Origin of the sequence: Reinekea marina, assembly GCF_030409715.1 — a bacterium.
GTDB classification, from domain to species: Bacteria; Pseudomonadota; Gammaproteobacteria; order Pseudomonadales; family Natronospirillaceae; genus Reinekea; species Reinekea marina.
Genome location: NZ_JAUFQI010000001.1, coordinates 806,376 through 825,469 on the forward strand (window position 1 = coordinate 806,376; position 19,094 = coordinate 825,469).

Consider the following 19,094-nt stretch of genomic DNA (forward strand, 5'->3'; position numbering starts at 1 on the left):
TTACTTAATCGTTGTCTTTGATCAGCCACCGCCCATTTGGGTGCACTGGCTGATTGTTTTAACGCCTCTTCGCTAAATCCAATTTAACGCTTTCATCCCAACTAAACCAATACTGGTGGTTATTAAGCTGATCACTGTAGAAAAGGCTATGATGCTGGCCGCCATATTTGCATTACCCCCCATGGCTCGCACCATCATGTAACTGGCTGCAGCGGTAGGTGTTGCCATCATTAAATACATGACCCCTAATTCTAACCCTCTAAAGCCAAAGTAATAGCCAATTAATACCGACGAATAGGGTATGAGCACTAATTTAAAAGAGGTGGCAATTAACGTGACTCGCCCCGAAGATACAAACCCGCTCCAAGATAAACTTGCGCCAATGCATAGAAGTGCCAGTGGTAGCGTCAATTGAGCTAAATACTCACCAGAGCTGATCACAAAGTTTGGCACGCTAACGCCAGAGCTGCGCCAGGCAAATGCAATAAAGATGGCAATGATTAATGGGTTCTTAATTAAGTTCAGCGCTGTAGACTGAATGTTAGAGCTATCGCCTGGTTGATACGCCCACCTGTTCAACGTAATTACGGCTAAAATATTATAAACCAAGGTAATGCCCGCCAAATATAGCGATGCAAGCGCGCTGGCTTCTTGACCGAAAGCGCTTAAACAATAGGCTAAGCCAAGAATACCCATGTTGCCTCGAAAAGAACCTTGAACAAAAACACCTCGTTCATCGCGGTGTTTGGTAACCCAATAGGTGATTAATGACAGCACCATAAACCAGCCTAAACTCATGGCCGCCGCAAACCCAATGATGGGACCACCGCTGGCTAAAGAAGCATCGGTTTGAATAATATTGATGAACAGTAAGCAAGGCAGGGTTACTTTAAAAACTAAGCTCGAGCCAGCTTGTGTAAAGGCTTCGTTGATCCAGCCAAGGCGCTTAAACCAAACACCAAGCATTATAACGATGGCAATGGGTAAAGATATTTCGATCGAAAAGAGTAGATACTCGAGCACGTAGATAATCTCTGAAGACAGTAATGAGAAATGCTGCGGCATAAAAAACCGCGCAAGATACGTTAAAGGGTATCAGAGCGCGGAACAGGAGTAATCTAAAAAATTAAAGCTTTTCGAGATCGGCTTCAATTTCTTTGATTTTCGACGTGACCACTTTTTCTAGATGACGTAAATCAGCCAAAATTTTAGTTTTCGTATCGACTTCAGGTTGAATTTCTTTCTTAGCAACTTGATCTAACTCTTCAATTACGTAGCGCAAAGTTGGCGCTATTTCAGAGGTTGCATTGTATTTGTTGCTGCCACTGTCTACTTTGACGCGCTTTTGTTGGCGAGGGTATTTAAATTTTTCGCTGCGCGCGAACATGTCGCCTTTTTCGCGTCGGTAGTAAACTTTTAGTACATCGTGGCTGCCCTCAGTACGCACGGTGTATTTTTCGATAGAATCGACCGCCGTTATACCAATGGCTTTAAGGTTTTTATACATAGGTTATCCTGCTTATGCAAAATGAAGTGAATGTTGTCAGGTTAGACCAATTTTGAGCGCATTCCAATGCTTAGCACGCTTCACTAGAACTTTAATTTTAGTGGGTTGTAACCTTGGCCTTACGGTGGTCGCATTTAAGTTAACTTAGGTAGCTTTTACATGAAAATTCACGTCAGATTAGTCGAGTTGCAGCTGTATATGCCAAATATTGGCAGTCAGGCCGATGTCCAAAAAGGATTGGGGCGTTTAAAGCATCATCTAAAAGGCCAGTCACAGGTTGCCTGCAGTGTTGCGCCTTATCAAGAACCAGACCGAGTTACATTAGCACTCACCATCACTGGGTATCAGAAAACCAACGTCGAGCAAGAATCCCAGCGTCTTCTAGAATGGATTGATAGTTCTTTAGAGGGCCAAACCTTGAGCTCACAGATGGTTTGGCTATAGTTAAAGATATTAAATATTATCGAACCATGTTAATTTTTCATCTACGCTATGACAGACCCTTGTCTTTAAGAAGTTCAAATGGCGCAGAACGCGATCACTAGCTCGGAGAGTAAGCAGTGCTAAATTTGTATTGGATACCGTTACTAACCTTTATAGGCAGCTTAGCTCCCTTAGTTACTCAAAAATTTGGTCGCAATGCCTGTGCTAGTGCAACCAGCTTTTTCCCGTTAATAGCCATAGCCATCGTTATTTCAAATATCGGTACCGTGTTTTCTGGGGAGACGCTTCGGTTTAGTGCTCAATGGGTGCCCGCCTTAGGGTTAGACTTAGCGTTTCGTTTAGATGGCTTGGCCATGTTGTTTGCCCTATTAATATTAGGCATCGGTTTGCTGGTGATTTTATATGCCCGCTACTATTTATCTGACAAAGACAATATGGGTCAGTTTTACGCCTACCTTTTGTTATTTATGACCGCCATGCTTGGTATTGTGCTTTCTAATAACTTGCTGCAACTGTGGTTTTTCTGGGAGCTCACCAGCATTAGCTCCTTTTTGCTTATTGGGTATTGGCATCATAAATCTGAAGCTCGTAAAGGGGCTCGAATGGCGCTTGCGGTTACTGGTGCCGGTGGGTTAGCCCTGCTTGGTGGCGTTATTTTAATCGGTCAAACCGTCGGTTCTTTCAGTTTAGATGCGGTTCTAGCCAGCGGTGACTTACTGCGTAATAGTGACCATTACATGGTCATGCTGGTGCTGGTCTTACTTGGTGCGTTTACGAAATCTGCCCAATTTCCGTTCCATTTTTGGCTGCCGCACGCCATGTCGGCTCCGACGCCGGTCAGTGCCTATTTGCATTCGGCCACCATGGTTAAAGCAGGCATATTTTTGCTGGCTCGATTATACCCAGTACTTTCTGGTACAGAGGCTTGGTTCTTAATTGTAACTCTGACCGGGTTAATGACCTTATTAGTTGGCGCGTACGTCGCATTGTTTAAACATGATCTGAAGGGTTTGTTAGCTTATTCAACGGTCAGCCACTTAGGTTTAATCACCTTGTTGCTCGGGTTAGGCTCTGAGCTGGCCGCCATTGCCGCGGTGTTCCATATTATTAACCACGCCATATTTAAAGCCTCTTTATTTATGGCGGCCGGCATTATTGATCACGAAACTGGCACGCGTGATATGCGCATTCTATCAGGCTTATGGCGCTACATGCCGCATACCGCCACCTTGGCGATGGTGGCTTCTGCTTCAATGGCGGGCGTACCGTTGTTGAATGGTTTTTTATCAAAAGAGATGTTTTTTGCCGAAACCATACACCAAACCACTATTGGCTCTTTGAGTTGGATGATCCCAGTTTTTTCAACCATAGGTGCGGCGTTGGCCGTGGCCTATTCGCTGCGATTTATTCACGATGTGTTTTTTGGTGATGATATTAAAGACATTGCCAATGTGCCACACGAACCACCCCGTTATATGCGCGTACCTGTAGAAGTGCTGGTGGTGTTGTGCCTAATTGTTGGTATTTTCCCAGACTTCTTTATAGGCGGTATTTTAAAAGCGGCCTCTTCAGCCGTTCTTGGTGGCGCATACCCAGCCGACTTCCACGTAAGCTTATGGCACGGCTTTAACCTTCCACTACTAATGAGTGCCATAGCAATGGTTGGCGGCTTAGCGTTGTATATGAATCGTGAGCGTTTGTTTAGTTTTCAGTCGCGATTTCCGGAACGCAATGCCAGTGAAGTATTTGATGCCGGCGTTAAACAGTTAAGAGATTACTTCAGAATATTTATTAATTGGTTTGAAAATGGCTCGCTGCAACGTGGGTTGTTTTTCATATTGCTCGTTGCTTTAGCTATGACGATTGTGCCGCTTACTTCTCTGACAACAACCGCCGGTTTACGACCACACTTACCGATGAATACTGTGATGGTGTCGGGCGCTATTTTGCTGTGTGTTTCTGCGGTAGCAACAGTTGCTTGGCATCATATTCGTTTGTTAGCGCTATTGCTCTTGTCGGTTGTCGGGCTCATTGTTTCTGTTACATTTGCATTATACTCCGCTCCCGATTTAGCCTTGACTCAACTTTCGGTAGAAGTGGTGACCATCGTGTTATTGCTTTTAGCGTTACACTTTTTACCTCAGGTGATCATGAATTACTCTTCACCCAGTCGTATTGTGCGAGACTTATCGTTGTCGGTGCTAATTGGTGGTGTAGTGGGTACGGTAAACTATGCATTGATGACTCGCTCAACAGAAACAATCTCTTGGTTCTTTACCGAAAATGCTAAAACTGGTGGCGGCGGTACAAATATCGTCAACGTTATTTTGGTCGATTTCCGTGGTTTTGATACGTTAGGCGAAATTACCGTTTTAGGGATTGCAGCACTTGGCATCTATAAGCTCATTGCCGGAATGCGTATTGCCATGCCTGCCGCCAGTGCCGATGGTATTCCGTGGTCTTCCGATAAAAACCCATTAATGTTTTCAGTAATCTCGCAGGCTTTATTGCCGCTGGCAATTATGGTGTCTTTGTACATTTTCCTTCGTGGGCATAACTTACCTGGCGGCGGTTTTATAGCCGGTTTAATTACGGCCATTGCAATTATTCAGCAATACATAGCGCACGGTACTCAGTGGATGCATGATCGCATTAAAATTAATTATTTAACCTTTATCAGTAGTGGATTATTGATAGCACTAACGACGGGTCTTGGCCCTATTTTGTTAGGAAAAACCTATTTAACCAGCTGGCACGATTACGTTGCCTTTCCATTAATAGGAAAAGTAGAGCTGGCCAGCGCCATGTTATTTGATTTGGGTGTGTATTTAACAGTCATAGGAGCCGTGATGTTAATTCTGGCAAATCTAGGTGGCTTAACCACCTCGAACCGCATACGTGAAGAAGGAGAGAGCTAATGGAATTGGTGTTTTCTTTTTGCGTAGGCATTTTAACCAGTTGTGGCGTTTACTTGTTGTTACGCGGATCAACCTTCTCGGTCGTAGTCGGTTTAACATTATTGTCTTATGCCGTGAATTTATTCTTATTTTCCAGCGGTGGGTTAGCCGTTAATTCTGCGCCCATTTTAGGCCAAAATGAAAATGTAACCGATCCACTGCCGCAAGCGTTAGTATTGACCGCAATTGTAATCGGCTTTGCTATGACCGCATTTGCCGTTATTTTGGCCATACGTGCACGCGGAGATTTAGGCAACGACCATGTAGATGGCAACCCGCCAGAGCTACCCGATCGATACCGTGAGGGCCACCATTAATGGATCATATTTCAATACTTCCAGTAATTGTGCCCGCCATTTTGGGCGTGATCATGCTTATGCCTAGCTTGGCAAAAAGTATGATGCTGCAACGGTGGTTAGGGTTTATTGGTGTCGTGGCGTTGGTCGTTATTTCTGTGTTGCTGCTCAAAACCGTATCACATGAAACCCAAGTGTATGTGCTCGGTGGTTGGCAGCCTCCGTTTGGAATCATTTTGCTGGCCGATAGACTATCCGCTTTGTTAGTCGCCTTAACGTCATTTTTAGCGTTGTGTGCACTAATGTACAGTACGGCAAAAGACGACAGTACCGGTCGCTTTTTCTATCCATTATTTATGTTCCAGCTTATGGGTATAAACGGAGCTTTTTTAACGGGCGATGCGTTTAACCTGTTTGTATTTTTCGAAGTACTTCTTATTGCATCTTATGCGCTGTTGTTACACGGCGGCGGTAAAGCTAAAACAGCGGCCAGCGTTCACTATGTATTAACTAACTTGGTGGGGTCAGCATTCTTTTTATTAGCGCTTGGTACCTTGTATGGAACCCTGGGCACTTTAAACATTGCCGACATGGCCGCGAGAATGCCTTATTTAACGGCCGAGCAGCAAACCTTGGCAAAAGCCGGTGGGTTATTGCTGCTGTTAGTATTCGGTATTAAATCGGCAATGTTACCGTTACAGTTTTGGCTGACACAAACTTATTCAGCCGCATCAGCACCTGTCGCTGCGCTGTTCGCTATCATGACTAAGGTGGGTATTTATAGTATTTACCGGGTATTCGGTTCTGTTTTTGGCGAGCAAGCGGGTGATTTAGCTTTTATGGCATCGGCGTGGATATGGCCAATGGCCATCGGCACAATTATTCTCGGTGCCATTGGCGTATTGGCGGCCCCTTCTTTAAGAATGCTAACTTCAAATGTCGTGTTGATTTCGGCTGGCACCTTGTTGCTCAGTTTTGTAATTAACGAAGGGCAGTCTTTATCGGCGGGCCTGTATTACTTGATTCATTCTACATTGGTCACAGGCGCGCTGTTTTTAATCGCCGATCAAATAGCTGTGCAACGAGGGGCGGCTCAAGATCGCTTTGTTGTATCAAAGCCAATGAATCAAGCACCATTGTTGAGCGGATTATATATGTTATGCGCCATTGCTGCCGTGGGGTTACCTCCGCTGTCTGGCTTTATTGGTAAAGCTTACATATTAGCTTCTGTGAAAAACAGTACTGAACAAGTTTGGGTGTGGGGCTCGGTACTGGTCGCAAGTTTAATGGCGCTGATTGCATTTGGTCGCGCGGGTACGGCCATGTTTTGGCATTTATCTGGCAATAAACCAGGCAAAGAAAAAGCAACACCTATACAAATAGCGGCCATTGCACTGTTGCTTTTGGCAACACCCTTGTTGACCATATTTGCAGGTCCTGTGACCGAGTTTACCGAACAGGCCGCTGCCGACTTATATTCGAGCAGTGCCGTAATTCAGCAAGTCATTGAAAACAGTGAAGGAGTGTCACATGGTCATTAGATACAATCGGCAACGGCCGAGCTTCTTCAATTTTATTTTCTTGTTTGTTATTTGGATACTGCTAACCGGCAGTTACTCGTTAGGTAATGTGTTGTTGGCCGTGGTGTTGTCTATTGCTATTCCGGCGGTCGTTGGTGGTTTTCAGCGTGAAGGCTTGCGGGTACGCAAGCATAGAAAAGCATTTCAGTATTTCTTGATCATGTTATCCGACATTGTCTTGTCTAATTTTGTTGTGGCAAAGCAAGTGCTAGGTAAAACGTCTGCATTGAAACCAGGCTTTATTGCTATTCCGCTAGATATGAAAGAAGCGCTGCCAATTACCTTATTTGCCAGCACCATTTCATTAACGCCTGGCACCGTGAGTACCGAGCTTTCAGCCGATAGAAAAACGCTCTATGTGCATGCGCTGCACATTGAAGATGAACAAGAACTCATCGCTTCAATAAAAAAACGCTACGAAGCCCGGTTAAAGGAGATCTTCGAATGTTAAGTATGGTGGTTATGTTTGTAGGCGCAGTGGTGGGTGTAGCCCTGTTGTTAAACTTATGGCGTTTTATGAAAGGCCCGCACATATTAGATCGCATTATCGCGCTTGATACGATGTACATTAATGCCATCGCGTTGATTGTGTTGCTAGGGTTGTACATGGGGTCGCCGTTGTATTATGAAGGTGCGCTTTTTATTGCTATGTTAGGGTTTGTCAGTACCTCGGCTGTGTGTAAGTTTTTATTACGTGGCGACATCATTGAGTAAAGGTAATTAAGATATGAACGAAATTATAGCCTCGATATTCTTACTAATAGGTGGCGCGTTTTTATTGATCGGCTCTGTGGGTTTATCCAAGCTGCCCGATTTCTACATGCGATTACATGCTCCGACTAAGGCCAGTACTTTAGGTATAGGCGCCATTCTAATTGGCTCAATCGTGTTTTTTTTTGGGCAAGTATCGGGGATAACCGTTAAGGAAATACTGATCACGTTATTCTTGTTTTTAACCGCGCCTATTACCGCGCACATGTTATCTAAAACTGCATTACACACTAAAATTCCACCGACCGAAGGTACGATAAACGCCGACCTTTTCGATAAAATGCGTGAACGTGAATCAAAATAAGCTCAACTGATTTTTATCTTCTTCTTTAAATCTTACACCTAAGCCCATCAACCTAACGGGTTGATGGTTATTATCGAGCGCCGATAATAGCAACGCTTGATAGCTTTCTGAGTCGAGAGGTAAGCAACGCTCAATGGTTGTTTGCTTAAAATCGGCGTATTTAATTTTCATGAATAAACTTCGAATACCTAAATCGGACTTCTTGGCTAGCCGCTTAGACAGTGAATCATACAGTTCTGGGAGTTTATTAAGGCAAGCGCCTAGGGTTGATAAATTAGCGCTAAAGGTATGTTCTATGCTGAGTGATTTTCGCGTTCTATCATTGCTAACGGGGCGGTTGTCGATTCCTCGACTGAGTTCATATAAGCGTAAACCGCTTTTGCCAAACTTATTCACTAATTCAGTGATTGAATGCTGGTGAATATCGCCGCACGTTTCCACGCCAAACTGTTTTAAGCGTTCTGCCGATTTAGCGCCTACGCCAAATATTTTTTTAACCGGAAGCTGGTGCACAAATCTTTCAACATGGTTAGGGCTAATGGTAAAAGAGCCATTGGGTTTATTCCAATCGGAGGCCACCTTGGCTAAAAACTTGTTCGGGGCAATTCCAGCCGATACCGTAATACCCACCTCTTTAAATATCTGTTGTCGTATATGCTCAGCCAATAGGGTAGCGCTGCCAGAAAATAGCTCGGAGCCAGTGACATCCATGAAGGCTTCATCGAGAGATAAAGGCTCTATAGTATCGGTATATTGCAAGAAAATGTCGTGAATGCGCTCAGAAGCTTCACGGTATACATCGAATCGAGAGGGTTGCAGAATAACATCGGGGCATAATTTTACCGCTTGATGCGTAGGCATTGCAGAATGAAGCCCAAAAGCCCGAGCTTCATAATTACAAGTAGATAACACCCCACGCATACTGCGACCGCCCACCGCAACGGGTTTGCCCCTTAAATGCGGGAAGTCTCGCTCTTCTACAGCAGCGTAAAAGCAGTCGCAATCTATGTGAATTATTTTTCGTTGCATTGTGGCACTAGGCTGTATGTTTAACCAGTAGTCTAGCACAGTCATTTAAAATAACCAGACACTGGTTAATTCCTGCTTTGTTCCGAACCTAAGTGCCCGTAAATAACGAAAAAGCAGTCTTTAAAAGGCGGCTACTGTGTCTTTCACACTGTATTTACCCTTTTCATTCACATCAACGGTTCCCATAGCAATGCTTGGGTCGTGTGTGAAAAACAATTTGCCTTCTCGAGCGTTTAAGTCGGCAAGTAAACGGCGTTTTTCATCGATCAAAATTTCAGGGTATCGGTCATAGCCCATGCTCAGGGGTACGTGTACCCAAGCCGTTCCAGGTATGAGGTCTGCGGCAAAAACAACGGCGCCAATTTCACTGTCTATTTCAGTTAGCAGCATGCCTGGTGTGTGGCCATCGCTGTAATGAAAACGAAATGCGTCGCCTAAGAGTTCACAGCGTGTTCCTTGCACTCGGTGTAATTTTCCAGAGGTTTCTAACAAACTGTTTAAGTGCGGAATAAATGAAGCGCGATCACGTGGGTGAGGGGTTATCGCGCGTTGCCAAGCGGCTTCGCTGACGACAACATGAGCATTAGTGAATACGAGCTTTGGTTCTTCGCCCTCTTTATACGCCGTTAGCATGCCACCGGCATGATCGAAATGCATGTGGCTTAACACAATAATATCGATATCTTCTGGCGCTAATCCATGTTCGGCCAAAGAATCGAGAAGCACATGATTCGGCTCTTGAACACCAAAACGATCTTTCATCTCAGGAGAGAAAAACGCGCCCACGCCGGTTTCAAATAAGATGTTTTTACCTTCGTGTTGTACCAATAAGCATCGGCACTGCAAATGAATGCGATTAAGGTCGTCACAGTCGTACCAGCGTTGCCACATGGCTTTTGGGGCGTTGCCGAACATTGCGCCGCCGTCTAGCTTTTGAGAGTTTCCGAGAAGGGATGTTAATTTCATGGTGAAACCTAATTATTAGTTTTATCGTTTAACCATAGAGCGGCCGATTAAATTGTTAAAGGGGTAAGGGAGTTTGAAAACGGTTTTGGCTGTCAAGAATTCGAAACAAAGGCCGTAAGCAGCACCGTAGATAGATGCTGCGGTTTTCTAAGCACTATTTTTTATCTTGTAAGCGCCGCTTAGCTTCTTCGAATATTTTTATTTTGGTGGGTTCTTCAGCGCTTTCCTCAGGAAAAAGCTTTGCTTCGATTCGCTCTAATGCGTCGGCAATTCGGTTCAGTGCCGAATCACTATTGTCGACAGAGACAGTACCTTGAGACGCCTTACTAGAAGTGTGGTTGCCATGAGATTCAGGCATTTCATCACTGGACACTAATAGTTCATCGCGAATTTCTTCGATGTCTTCAATTTGCAGCTTTTTACGGTCTTCAGCAAAAGCGCACAATAGCAACCCATCCGATATTTTGTTAATTAACCGAGGTATCCCCTCAGAATGCTCGTGAATAGCGCTTACCACATCATCCGTAAAAAGGTTCGTCTCATTAAAGCCGGCAACAGCCAAGCGATGATAAATATAATGCTTAGTATCTTCTGGCGATAAGCCTTCTAAATGGAAGAAGAGCTTTACCCGTTGAGTGAGCTGAGGTATATCAGAGATGTGCTTTTTAAGCTCAGGCTGGCCTAATAGTATTACTCGCAATATCGGACCATCAGGTCCTTCCATGCCTGCAAGCATGCGGATATCTTCAAGGTTCTCATGGCTTAAGTTTTGCGCTTCGTCAATGGCCAATAATACTGGCTTGCCTCTCGCTGCCATTTGCTTAAAGTAATCGTTAATCGCAAAAAGCATGGTCACTTTGTTAGGCTCGGCTACTTTTAGTGCGGCCTGTTGCATAATTACCTGGAATAAATCATCGCCTTGTAAATTGGTGTAGGCAATGTGAAACAGCTGAACACTGTCTTTTAAATCAGAAATGGTTTTCTTGAGCAGAGTCGTTTTTCCTGAACCAATCTCACCGCTGATGACCACGAATCCTTCAGGGCTCCAAACAGCCGAATCCATAAACACAAAGGCGCGCGAATGTTGGCGGCTCATGTAAAGGAAGTCTTCCTCAGGCGCCATTCTAAAAGGGTGGCGTTTAAATCCAAAGTGGTCGAGATACATAATGTGTTCCTATTTTTTACTTATAAGCGCCAAAGAGGTACAGCATGCTCGGCAAACTCAAGTTTATTCATAATGCATTTGATGTCAAAAACACCCGCCTGTGGCTTTAAGATGTTTTTAAGCGTTTTTGCAGTAAGCGCTTTGTATTCTTCATGTGCAACGGCAACTACAACGCCAGATAGATCACCTAACGCTTCAAATGGGGACAAAGATAGACCATATACATGTTCGGTATCTTTAACGTTGGCATAAGGGTCGCAGGTTACCACCTCTACGCCCCAACTTTCTAAGCCTTTGATCACATCAATAACTTTTGAATTACGAATATCAGGGCAATTCTCTTTAAATGTGACACCTAAAATCGCAACTTTTGCACCCTTAACGGCTTGCTCGTTCGCGATGAGTTGCTTGACTATTTGCCCGGCCAAATACTCACCCATGCCATCGTTAATACGACGACCTGCTAAAATGACATCAGGGTGGTACCCAAGCTTTTCGGCCTTGTGAGTAAGGTAATAAGGGTCAACACCAATACAGTGGCCGCCGACTAATCCAGGGCGGAAAGGTAAAAAATTCCACTTGGTTCCAGCAGCTTCTAAAACCTCTAAGGTATCAATATTCATGTGATTAAAAATGATCGCCAATTCATTCATTAGCGCAATGTTTAAGTCTCGTTGGGTGTTTTCGATCACCTTGGCTGCTTCAGCTACTTTAATGCTGTTCGCTCGATGAACCCCTGCAGTGACAACAGACTCATAAACCTGAGCCACAATTTCAAGTATGTCTGGCGTTTGGCCCGACACAATCTTGGTAATATTGGTAAAAGTTCTTTCTTTATCGCCAGGATTAATACGCTCTGGTGAATAGCCCACAAAGAAATCTACACCACAGGTCAACCCGGAAGTGCGTTCTAGTACGGGAACACAGTCCTCCTCTGTTGTACCAGGGTAAACCGTCGATTCGTATACAACGATATCGCCAGGTTTTAGATGTGGTCCAATGGTTTCAGAGGCTTTTATTAAAGGGGTTAGATCGGGTTGCTTTGAATCATTAATGGGCGTTGGAACACCCACAATATGAAAGTCGGCTTTGGCAAGGTCGGCTGGGTTGGCAGTAAATAATACGTTGGCCGAGGCTAACTCACTTGGCGCAACCTCTTTTGTACTGTCTGAGCCAGCTTTTAACTCGGCAATACGAGCTTCGTTAATATCGAAGCCAACGGAAAAGGATTGTTTACCAAAGGCTACCGCTACAGGTAAGCCAACGTATCCTAAGCCAATGACCGAAACGGTTCTTCCATGTTGTGCTGTCATTCATTGTCCTTTGCTTTTAAACGAGCTTAATTAACCCGCTGTCTATATTAGTAAAAGTTTCTCGCTGCTCGAAGCTTGTAAGGCTGTCGCTCATAGTGCTGAACTGGAAGTCGTCTATTAAACGTTCTAATCGAGCTTCGCATTTATCTAAATTGGTGTAATGCCGAAACCTAGAAAACCAACTGGCGTTTTCGAAGCGAGGCTGGTCAGGATCGAGCTCCCACGGGTGTAAATAGAATATTTTGGGCGACGTTCCGTTATTACTGGCCATATGAAAAAGTTTTTTAAATACAAAATAGGGGAACTGTCTAAAGTAGCCGCCACCTGCCGCAGGTATAGAAAGCCCGAGGGCGTTTGCGGTGGTAATTGGAAATTCCGTTAATGTTTTGCCCGTTTTGAGCTTAATTTGATACGGATGCGTGGGGGTATCGGGTATGCCGTAGTTATCATGATAAATAGGGAAAATACTCGAATCCCACGTAAAGCCTAGCTCAGAGAGAATGTCGAGTGCCCAAAGCGATTTTTTAGTAATAGAATAGCTAGCGGCTCTATACCCTAAAACGGGTTGCTGAATAATGTCTTCTAAAATGGCTTTCGATTTGTAAGTTTCTTCTCGGAAAACGGATTGGGATTGGCTGTAAATTAGTTGATGGCTGTAACCGTGCGAGGCTATTTCGTGGCCTTGACTAGCAATTCGTTTAACTAAATCAGGCTCTCGTTCGGCGACCCAACCCAATACAAAAAATGTCGATTTTATACCTTTGCGTTCAAAAATATCGAGAAGCCGGTGGGTGTTGTTCACCACACGGGAGGGCATGTTATCCCATTGGGAAGGCTTGATCGTTTTTGCAAACGCAGCGACGTGGAAATAATCTTCTACATCAATAGACATGGCATGAACAATTGTCTGGCCGGCATCCTTGGCTTTTTGCATTTTTACATCCTGTAACATAATGGCTGATCTTGTACGATCACGATTCGTCGTGAAATCGATTAGATTGAACAGAATTCTACTCTGTTTTAACCGTAAATGCATGCGCTAGATGGCAATTTGGGCTTGTAGTTTTGTCCTCTTCGGCGCAAAATATGACCATCTTCAGTCTGGAAGATAAAAAGTGGCGGGATAGCCTCGGAAATTCACAGCAAGGATAGCGACAGTGTCATATATACGGATTCGAAAACACTACCTTCATTTGCCCTACATACTGTTAGGGGCGTTTGAATTCGGCATCCTTTTCCTAAGTTTTTATTTTTTAGAAAATCTTCAGCAAGCATTCAATATTTCTCCAGCATCCCATGTTGAGTACAGCCCAGCTTTAGCCCTTATTTATGCCATCATTTTGAGTTGCGGTTCGTTGGCCATGGGGGTCTATTTAGCCTTAATGCGCGAAGGCTTTTTGGCGATGTTTTTTCGTACGTTGGTTGCATATTGTTTCTTAGGCGCACTGGCACTTACCATTTTGGCAGAAATATGGCCTTATTTTTATGTGGGTGGCAACAACCTCTTTTGGGTTGTAATGCTTTCAACCGGCTTCACGTTAGCTTCGCGGCATTTCTTTAGTAAATTGGTCAACTCAGATCAGCTAACCCGAAAAATTGTGGTCATCGGAACCGGCGCATCGGCTAGACAATTACAGCGAGATTATGAAAAAGATAAGGCTACTTTAGGCGTTAAAGTTATAGGCTATATAGGCTCAGGTCAAAGTGACGTAGCCAGTCAATACTGTTTAGAAAAACCAACCGATTGGCTGTCTTTTTGCCGTGAAAATCGAATCTCTGAAATAGTAGTAGCTCAAGAAGAGCGTCGTAAGTCTGATGGGGTCGTGTTTCCTTTAGAAGAACTTATTCGCTGCAAGCTGGGCGGTATAGACGTGATCAACGCCGTAGGCTTCTACGAACGTGAATTCAACCAAGTTAAGTTGAGCTTACTGAGTCCATCATGGATCATTTTTGCCGATGGTTTTACGGTATCTAAAACGCGCGATTTCGCAAAACGGCTCTTCGATATCTTTATCAGTGTTGCGCTTGGCATCGTGTTACTTCCATTTGTTCTGTTTGCTGCATTTCTCGTTTTTATTGAAACAGGCCGCCCCATACTTTATTCACAAGTACGTGTCGGGCAACATGGAAAATTATTTAAAATATACAAAATTCGTTCAATGCGCCAAGATGCAGAGAAAGGCGGTAAAGCCGTGTGGGCCAGTGCAAATGACTCCCGCATTACCAAAGTAGGTGCTTTTATTCGCAATACACGCTTAGATGAAATACCTCAAATATATAACGTATTAAAAGGTGAGATGAGCTTTGTTGGGCCACGTCCAGAGCGCCCAGAATTTGTGGCCGAATTAAATGAATCGATACCATTTTACTCACATAGACATGCCGTCAAACCTGGTTTAATGGGTTGGGCGCAACTTAATTACCCTTATGGTGCTTCTGTTGAAGATGCCAGAGGAAAACTTGAATACGATTTATATTATTCAAAAAACCACAGCTTTATGATGGATTTTTTAATCATGATCCAAACCATAGAAGTAGTATTGCTTGGCAAAGGAGTGCATTGATTTATGAAACGCTATTCACTGGTTAAGGTGTTAAGCATTGTATTAACCCTATTGGTTGTCGGTTGTGCATCGAGTGGTTCAATTAAAGGCCAGGCACCTGAGCTTACCTATAAAAAGCAGCCGTATGTAATCGGTATAGGCGATGTTCTAATGGTTGATGTTTGGCGAAACGCCGAATTGAGCCGAACGGCTGTTGTACGCCCCGATGGCTTTATCACCATGCCGTTAATGGGTGATGTTCGTTCAGAGGGCCGAACGCCAGCTGAATTGGCGGCTATTATGAGTTCGGCGCTTAAAAAAGTAATTAAAAATCCAGAAGTGACGGTTTCGGTAACACAGCCTGTTAGTACGGCGTATCAGTTTCGGGTAAGGGCAATGGGCCAAGTTAATCAGCCAGTGTCTATTGCTTATGTAGAGGGCATGACTGTAATGGATTTAGTGTTAGCGGCCGGTGGTGTTAGCCCGTTTGGTGCTGCGAACCGCTCAGTATTAAACAGACTCACTGAAAAGGGCTATAAAGAGTACGAAATCAGGGTGCGTGACATTTTAGAAAAAGGAGATGTTACAACTAACTACCTGTTGCAACCCGGTGATTTAATAACCATTCCTGAAAAGAGTATTTGGCGAGGTGAGTTTTAATGGATCCTACTAATATCAAAGAAGTGCTGCATGCATTTAAAGTAGAGCTTCTTAAGTACCGATATTTTGTGGTTGCCGCATTTATTTTTATTTCATCCGTTTCGCTTGCGTTGGGGTTTCTAGCGCCGAAAAGTTATACCTCTAAAGTAATATTATATGCCGATGTAACGAATATTATTGGCAACTTACTCGATGGCAAAGCAGAAATTACTAAAATCGATCGTTCGAAAGAAGCGCGCGATATAATTTTTACTGATCGTATCTTGCGCACAGTGGCGACGAACGCAGGGTTAGAAAACCCAGATCGCCAAATAGCGCATTTACGAAATACCATGCGCATTACCGCAAACAACGATTACGTAACCGTGCAGTATTCATCCAGCTCGCCTGATGTGGCCTTTAATGTGATTGATGCCACGACACAAGCATTTGTCGCTGAAACAGCTCGAAAAAAACGTGAAGAATCTTCTAGCGCTTATGAGTTCATTAACGCACAAGTAGAAACCTACAAAAGCCAATTAGAAGCCGCCGAGCAAAAGCTAAAAGAGTTCAGCTCTAAAAATATTGAAATTACGGAAGCCGGTGTGGCTAACCAAGTATCGAAATATAAAAACGATATTCAGATATTAGAATTTGAAATTCAAGATTTAACGGCAAGATTAGAAAGCTACGAATCTGAATTGGCTGTTGAGCCTGAATTTTTGGCAATCGAACGAGAACGCCCCCAAAGCTTTGAAGAGCGTCAGCTAGAGAACTACGAGCAACGTTTATCAGAGTTACGCCTAAGTTATTTAGACACACACCCAGACATTGTAAGTATTCAAGATCAAATCGCGGCCTTGAGAGCTCAAATTGCTAATCAAAAGAAAGAAAACGCAGCCAACAAAGAGTATGCAAACGTTGAAAACCCTGCGTTTACAACCTTAAAAGAGCTCATTAGTAAAACACGCGCCGATTTAACCGCCGCTAAGCAACGTTTAAACAGTAACCAACGACTGCTGCAGGGCTCTTTAGCCAACGCAGAAACAGTTGCAGCAAAGCAGGCAACCTTTAAAGAATTAACTCGTGATTACGCCGTAACCAAAGATGTATATGAAGATATGTTGAAACGTCGTGAAAGTGCGCGCCTTACCATGACACTCGATATAGAAGGTCAAGGTGTTACTTATAAAATTCATGAGCCAGCGTCGTATCCACTCCATTCTGATGGTTTGCAAACAATTCACTTTGCTGCATTAGGTCCAATTTTGGGTTTCTTAGCGCCATTAGGTGTGATCGGAGTAATGATATTTTTAGATTCAAAAGTAAGATCCGCCACCTTTATGGCCGATAACTTACCTTCGCACATACAGTTAATGACCACGATACCAATGTACAACAATACACTCACAGAGTTGGCGAGCTTAAAGTCTTTGCTAATTTTAGGGGCTATTATTGTGGCCTTTATGGGGATTTATGTAGGCGCGTTTGTCGCGGTACCTTCATTGGGTCTTTTAAATGGTTGATCTGTGTATGAACATTATTTGGAGTAAACATGGATAGCAATAAGCTATTTAAGGCGTACGAGAAAAACAAGGCCAGTCGTCAAGAGCAAGCAGAGACGAAGCCCGCGCCTACAAAAGTTAAAGAAAGCAGTAAATTAGAAGTTGCATTGAAAGAAGTGCAAAATGCCGATCGTTTGTTCGAAAGCAAAGGCTCGGTACAAGACATTCGTAACCCAAACCCGATGTTGGTAAGTGAAATGCGCCGTAAAAAATTAGTCTACTCTGGTATGAAGAATCGAGCGGTTCTTAACGCTTTTCGTGAGCTTAGAATTAAACTAATTGGCAATGGTGATTCTGGCAATATCGCTGTGATGATGAGTTCAGTTGACACAAATGACGCCACCATTGTAACCGCATTGAACTTAGCGATATCTTTTGCGCTCGATGTAAAGTCTTCTGCATTGTTGGTCGATTGTAATCCTTACGGCACCGATTTAGCCGATTTAGTTTCATCTGATCTGCACACGGGCATTACCGATTACATGCAAAGTGATGCCATTAAAATAGAAGATATTATTTACCCATCAGGGATAGACAGAGTCAATGTTATTCCAGCAGGCAACAACCCAGCTTCGGCGGTTGAGCAATTCTCTTCACAAGAAATGCAAAATCTTTTGTATGAATTACGCAACCGATACCCAGAGCGCTTTATAGTTATAAATGCGCCACCCGTATTAGTGAGCAGCGAAGCCCGAGTATTAACTAAATATGTAGATCACACAGTGCTGACTGTGCCATACGGTAAGGCCAATTTAGATAGCATCGAAGATTCAGTTGAAGCGCTTGGCGCAGAAAATGTATCTGGCGTGGTTTATCAACAATAAGGTCTCCGCGATGGGCGCATATGTGAAACTGTTGCCAATAACACTACTGCTAACAATGGCCGCACCTATAGCTTTTTCGCAAGCTGAATGGGGTGCCTCTATTGCGGGGCAAGTCAATAGCGGAGACCCGATAACGTCTCGAATTACGCCAACGGTTACTTTTAATTATGTGCACTCAAAGGTTGCCCTGCAAAGCAGTGCTTCTACGGCACTTGAATCTGCTAACGATTTTATACCAGACAGCTGGCAAAGTAATAATCAGTTGCTTTGGCGTACAGAATCTAATCGTTTAAGCGGCATGCTGGGTTATGCGCACTCAGAAGCCGAAAGCGCAGAGTCTAGTACTGTTACGATAACCGACAACGCCTCGGGCCAAGTCAGTTTAAATATTCCACAATCGCCAACCCTAAGGCACCAGTTTTCAGTGTCTTCTTTATATCGAGAGATCAATCAATCGATAGAAAGCAGCGGCTCCTCACAAGTGAGTGATCGCAGTGAAACCTATAGTTATTCATTAATTCTTGCGGCTAGCCCAAGAGTTTCTTGGCAGGGGGGCGCGCAATGGCGAGCGTCTACTTCAGGCCAACGTGTGGCGAGTGTTAATGCCAGCCGAACATTTCAAACGCCAAACTACTCTATTAATATAGCGGGTGCATTTAACCAGACAGAGATAGAAGACACCACGGCTGAATCATTTACAGGAAGCGCAGCGTATTTATATTCTCATTCCAAATTTACCTTCAACACTGCAGTAAGCCGTAGTATTACCGATACTATTGATGTGTTTACCATTGCAGGGTTAGATAGAACTTTTGAGCAGGTGCAATATGTGCAAGCCGATCAAATACAATTTGGTTTAACAAATATTAAACCAACCGACTCTATTACATTGGCCATGAATTACTCTATAGGGCAAACCAACAGCCTAATTGAGATTGAATCGTTCAGCCAAGATACCGATGTATCGTTTGAGCAATGGTCTGCGCAATCTACCTTCAGCTTTGCTAATAATGCTCAAGTTACACTTCAAGTATCGGACAGCAAACAAGAAGAGTCTCACAGCCAATCATTAACAGCCTCTATACAAAAAGTACTTGGAAGCCATTGGACAACCTCAGCAAGCCTACGAGAAGATCTGCTAAACGATACCGATCTATCTTGGGTACTTTCATTAAACTATCGCCTGTAACT

At 43.8% G+C, this 19,094-nt stretch carries 19 protein-coding genes; 12 read left to right on the plus strand and 7 right to left on the minus strand.

Annotation, left to right across the window (positions count from 1 at the left end):
- Nucleotides 1–72 precede the first annotated feature (72 nt).
- Together QWZ13_RS04270 and QWZ13_RS04275 are read right to left on the minus strand one after the other, a co-directional pair.
- On the minus strand, nucleotides 73–1,065 hold the full coding sequence (locus QWZ13_RS04270) for an AEC family transporter (protein ID WP_290280667.1): 993 nt from the start codon (nucleotides 1,063–1,065) through the stop codon (nucleotides 73–75).
- A 61-nt stretch (nucleotides 1,066–1,126) separates the two neighbouring features.
- A complete protein-coding gene (locus QWZ13_RS04275) occupies nucleotides 1,127–1,507 on the minus strand; it encodes a DUF3461 family protein (RefSeq protein WP_216000386.1) in 381 nt (126 codons plus the stop codon).
- Nucleotides 1,508–1,666: 159 nt separating this feature from the next.
- Between QWZ13_RS04275 and QWZ13_RS04280 the strand changes: the two genes are divergently transcribed.
- The 7 genes from QWZ13_RS04280 to QWZ13_RS04310 all read left to right on the plus strand — a co-directional run bounded on the left by QWZ13_RS04280 (nucleotide 1,667) and on the right by QWZ13_RS04310 (nucleotide 7,859).
- Nucleotides 1,667–1,951 carry a hypothetical protein gene (locus tag QWZ13_RS04280; protein ID WP_290280668.1) on the plus strand — a complete coding sequence of 95 codons (285 nt, stop codon included), beginning with the start codon at nucleotides 1,667–1,669 and terminating at the stop codon, nucleotides 1,949–1,951.
- Between the two features lie 116 nt (nucleotides 1,952–2,067).
- Nucleotides 2,068–4,869 carry a monovalent cation/H+ antiporter subunit A gene (locus tag QWZ13_RS04285; protein ID WP_290280669.1) on the plus strand — a complete coding sequence of 934 codons (2,802 nt, stop codon included), beginning with the start codon at nucleotides 2,068–2,070 and terminating at the stop codon, nucleotides 4,867–4,869.
- Nucleotides 4,869–5,225 carry a Na+/H+ antiporter subunit C gene (locus QWZ13_RS04290; RefSeq protein ID WP_216000383.1) on the plus strand — a complete coding sequence of 119 codons (357 nt, stop codon included), beginning with the start codon at nucleotides 4,869–4,871 and terminating at the stop codon, nucleotides 5,223–5,225. The genes QWZ13_RS04285 and QWZ13_RS04290 overlap by 1 nt, the downstream gene beginning before the upstream one ends.
- Nucleotides 5,225–6,745: a monovalent cation/H+ antiporter subunit D gene (locus QWZ13_RS04295; protein ID WP_290280670.1), complete on the plus strand. Its 1,521-nt coding sequence runs from the start codon at nucleotides 5,225–5,227 to the stop codon at nucleotides 6,743–6,745. The genes QWZ13_RS04290 and QWZ13_RS04295 overlap by 1 nt, the downstream gene beginning before the upstream one ends.
- Complete coding sequence (locus QWZ13_RS04300; RefSeq protein ID WP_290280671.1) at nucleotides 6,735–7,235, plus strand: Na+/H+ antiporter subunit E; 501 nt, start codon at nucleotides 6,735–6,737, stop codon at nucleotides 7,233–7,235. Before QWZ13_RS04295 ends, QWZ13_RS04300 begins: the two co-directional genes overlap by 11 nt.
- Nucleotides 7,229–7,498 (plus strand): K+/H+ antiporter subunit F, encoded by a 270-nt coding sequence (locus tag QWZ13_RS04305; protein WP_216000380.1) that lies wholly within the window; start codon nucleotides 7,229–7,231, stop codon nucleotides 7,496–7,498. Before QWZ13_RS04300 ends, QWZ13_RS04305 begins: the two co-directional genes overlap by 7 nt.
- A gap of 13 nt (nucleotides 7,499–7,511) precedes the next feature.
- Nucleotides 7,512–7,859 (plus strand): Na+/H+ antiporter subunit G, encoded by a 348-nt coding sequence (locus tag QWZ13_RS04310; RefSeq protein ID WP_290280672.1) that lies wholly within the window; start codon nucleotides 7,512–7,514, stop codon nucleotides 7,857–7,859.
- On the opposite strand, the gene dinB is transcribed toward QWZ13_RS04310, so the two are convergent.
- The 5 genes from dinB to QWZ13_RS04335 all read right to left on the minus strand — a co-directional run bounded on the left by dinB (nucleotide 7,851) and on the right by QWZ13_RS04335 (nucleotide 13,368).
- A complete protein-coding gene (gene dinB / locus QWZ13_RS04315; RefSeq protein ID WP_290280673.1) occupies nucleotides 7,851–8,933 on the minus strand; it encodes a DNA polymerase IV in 1,083 nt (360 codons plus the stop codon). The two genes, QWZ13_RS04310 and dinB, sit on opposite strands and share 9 nt — an antisense overlap.
- A 75-nt stretch (nucleotides 8,934–9,008) precedes the next feature.
- A complete protein-coding gene (locus QWZ13_RS04320; RefSeq protein WP_290280674.1) occupies nucleotides 9,009–9,854 on the minus strand; it encodes an MBL fold metallo-hydrolase in 846 nt (281 codons plus the stop codon).
- A 154-nt stretch (nucleotides 9,855–10,008) separates the two neighbouring features.
- The gene (locus tag QWZ13_RS04325) at nucleotides 10,009–11,019 is read right to left on the minus strand and encodes an ExeA family protein (RefSeq protein WP_290280675.1); all 1,011 of its coding nucleotides are present in this window, start codon (nucleotides 11,017–11,019) and stop codon (nucleotides 10,009–10,011) included.
- Between the two features lie 20 nt (nucleotides 11,020–11,039).
- On the minus strand, nucleotides 11,040–12,332 hold the full coding sequence (locus QWZ13_RS04330; RefSeq protein ID WP_290280676.1) for a nucleotide sugar dehydrogenase: 1,293 nt from the start codon (nucleotides 12,330–12,332) through the stop codon (nucleotides 11,040–11,042).
- Nucleotides 12,333–12,348: 16 nt separating this feature from the next.
- A complete protein-coding gene (locus QWZ13_RS04335; RefSeq protein WP_290280677.1) occupies nucleotides 12,349–13,368 on the minus strand; it encodes an XrtA system polysaccharide deacetylase in 1,020 nt (339 codons plus the stop codon).
- Nucleotides 13,369–13,489: 121 nt separating this feature from the next.
- Here QWZ13_RS04335 and QWZ13_RS04340 point away from each other — a divergent pair, with 121 nt between their 5' ends.
- The 5 genes from QWZ13_RS04340 to QWZ13_RS04360 are packed head-to-tail and all read left to right on the plus strand — an operon-like array spanning nucleotide 13,490 to nucleotide 19,092.
- Nucleotides 13,490–14,896, plus strand: a complete 1,407-nt coding sequence (locus tag QWZ13_RS04340; RefSeq protein WP_290280678.1) for a TIGR03013 family XrtA/PEP-CTERM system glycosyltransferase — start codon at nucleotides 13,490–13,492, stop codon at nucleotides 14,894–14,896.
- 3 nt (nucleotides 14,897–14,899) lie between these two features.
- Nucleotides 14,900–15,535 (plus strand): XrtA/PEP-CTERM system exopolysaccharide export protein, encoded by a 636-nt coding sequence (locus QWZ13_RS04345; RefSeq protein WP_290280679.1) that lies wholly within the window; start codon nucleotides 14,900–14,902, stop codon nucleotides 15,533–15,535.
- On the plus strand, nucleotides 15,535–17,040 hold the full coding sequence (locus QWZ13_RS04350) for a hypothetical protein (RefSeq protein ID WP_290280680.1): 1,506 nt from the start codon (nucleotides 15,535–15,537) through the stop codon (nucleotides 17,038–17,040). Before QWZ13_RS04345 ends, QWZ13_RS04350 begins: the two co-directional genes overlap by 1 nt.
- Before the next feature lie 29 nt (nucleotides 17,041–17,069).
- On the plus strand, nucleotides 17,070–17,903 hold the full coding sequence (locus QWZ13_RS04355; protein ID WP_290280681.1) for a P-loop NTPase family protein: 834 nt from the start codon (nucleotides 17,070–17,072) through the stop codon (nucleotides 17,901–17,903).
- Nucleotides 17,854–19,092, plus strand: a complete 1,239-nt coding sequence (locus tag QWZ13_RS04360) for a hypothetical protein (protein WP_290280682.1) — start codon at nucleotides 17,854–17,856, stop codon at nucleotides 19,090–19,092. Before QWZ13_RS04355 ends, QWZ13_RS04360 begins: the two co-directional genes overlap by 50 nt.
- Nucleotides 19,093–19,094 lie beyond the last annotated feature (2 nt).

Coding starts and splice junctions, on each gene's coding strand:
- QWZ13_RS04270 (WP_290280667.1), bottom strand. CDS start 1,065: ATGCCGCAGCATTTCTCATTACTGTCTTCAGAGATTATCTACGTGCTC.
- QWZ13_RS04275 (WP_216000386.1), bottom strand. CDS start 1,507: ATGTATAAAAACCTTAAAGCCATTGGTATAACGGCGGTCGATTCTATC.
- QWZ13_RS04280 (WP_290280668.1), top strand. CDS start 1,667: ATGAAAATTCACGTCAGATTAGTCGAGTTGCAGCTGTATATGCCAAAT.
- QWZ13_RS04290 (WP_216000383.1), top strand. CDS start 4,869: ATGGAATTGGTGTTTTCTTTTTGCGTAGGCATTTTAACCAGTTGTGGC.
- QWZ13_RS04295 (WP_290280670.1), top strand. CDS start 5,225: ATGGATCATATTTCAATACTTCCAGTAATTGTGCCCGCCATTTTGGGC.
- QWZ13_RS04300 (WP_290280671.1), top strand. CDS start 6,735: ATGGTCATTAGATACAATCGGCAACGGCCGAGCTTCTTCAATTTTATT.
- QWZ13_RS04305 (WP_216000380.1), top strand. CDS start 7,229: ATGTTAAGTATGGTGGTTATGTTTGTAGGCGCAGTGGTGGGTGTAGCC.
- QWZ13_RS04310 (WP_290280672.1), top strand. CDS start 7,512: ATGAACGAAATTATAGCCTCGATATTCTTACTAATAGGTGGCGCGTTT.
- dinB (WP_290280673.1), bottom strand. CDS start 8,933: ATGACTGTGCTAGACTACTGGTTAAACATACAGCCTAGTGCCACAATG.
- QWZ13_RS04320 (WP_290280674.1), bottom strand. CDS start 9,854: ATGAAATTAACATCCCTTCTCGGAAACTCTCAAAAGCTAGACGGCGGC.
- QWZ13_RS04325 (WP_290280675.1), bottom strand. CDS start 11,019: ATGTATCTCGACCACTTTGGATTTAAACGCCACCCTTTTAGAATGGCG.
- QWZ13_RS04330 (WP_290280676.1), bottom strand. CDS start 12,332: ATGACAGCACAACATGGAAGAACCGTTTCGGTCATTGGCTTAGGATAC.
- QWZ13_RS04335 (WP_290280677.1), bottom strand. CDS start 13,368: ATGCATTTACGGTTAAAACAGAGTAGAATTCTGTTCAATCTAATCGAT.
- QWZ13_RS04345 (WP_290280679.1), top strand. CDS start 14,900: ATGAAACGCTATTCACTGGTTAAGGTGTTAAGCATTGTATTAACCCTA.
- QWZ13_RS04350 (WP_290280680.1), top strand. CDS start 15,535: ATGGATCCTACTAATATCAAAGAAGTGCTGCATGCATTTAAAGTAGAG.
- QWZ13_RS04355 (WP_290280681.1), top strand. CDS start 17,070: ATGGATAGCAATAAGCTATTTAAGGCGTACGAGAAAAACAAGGCCAGT.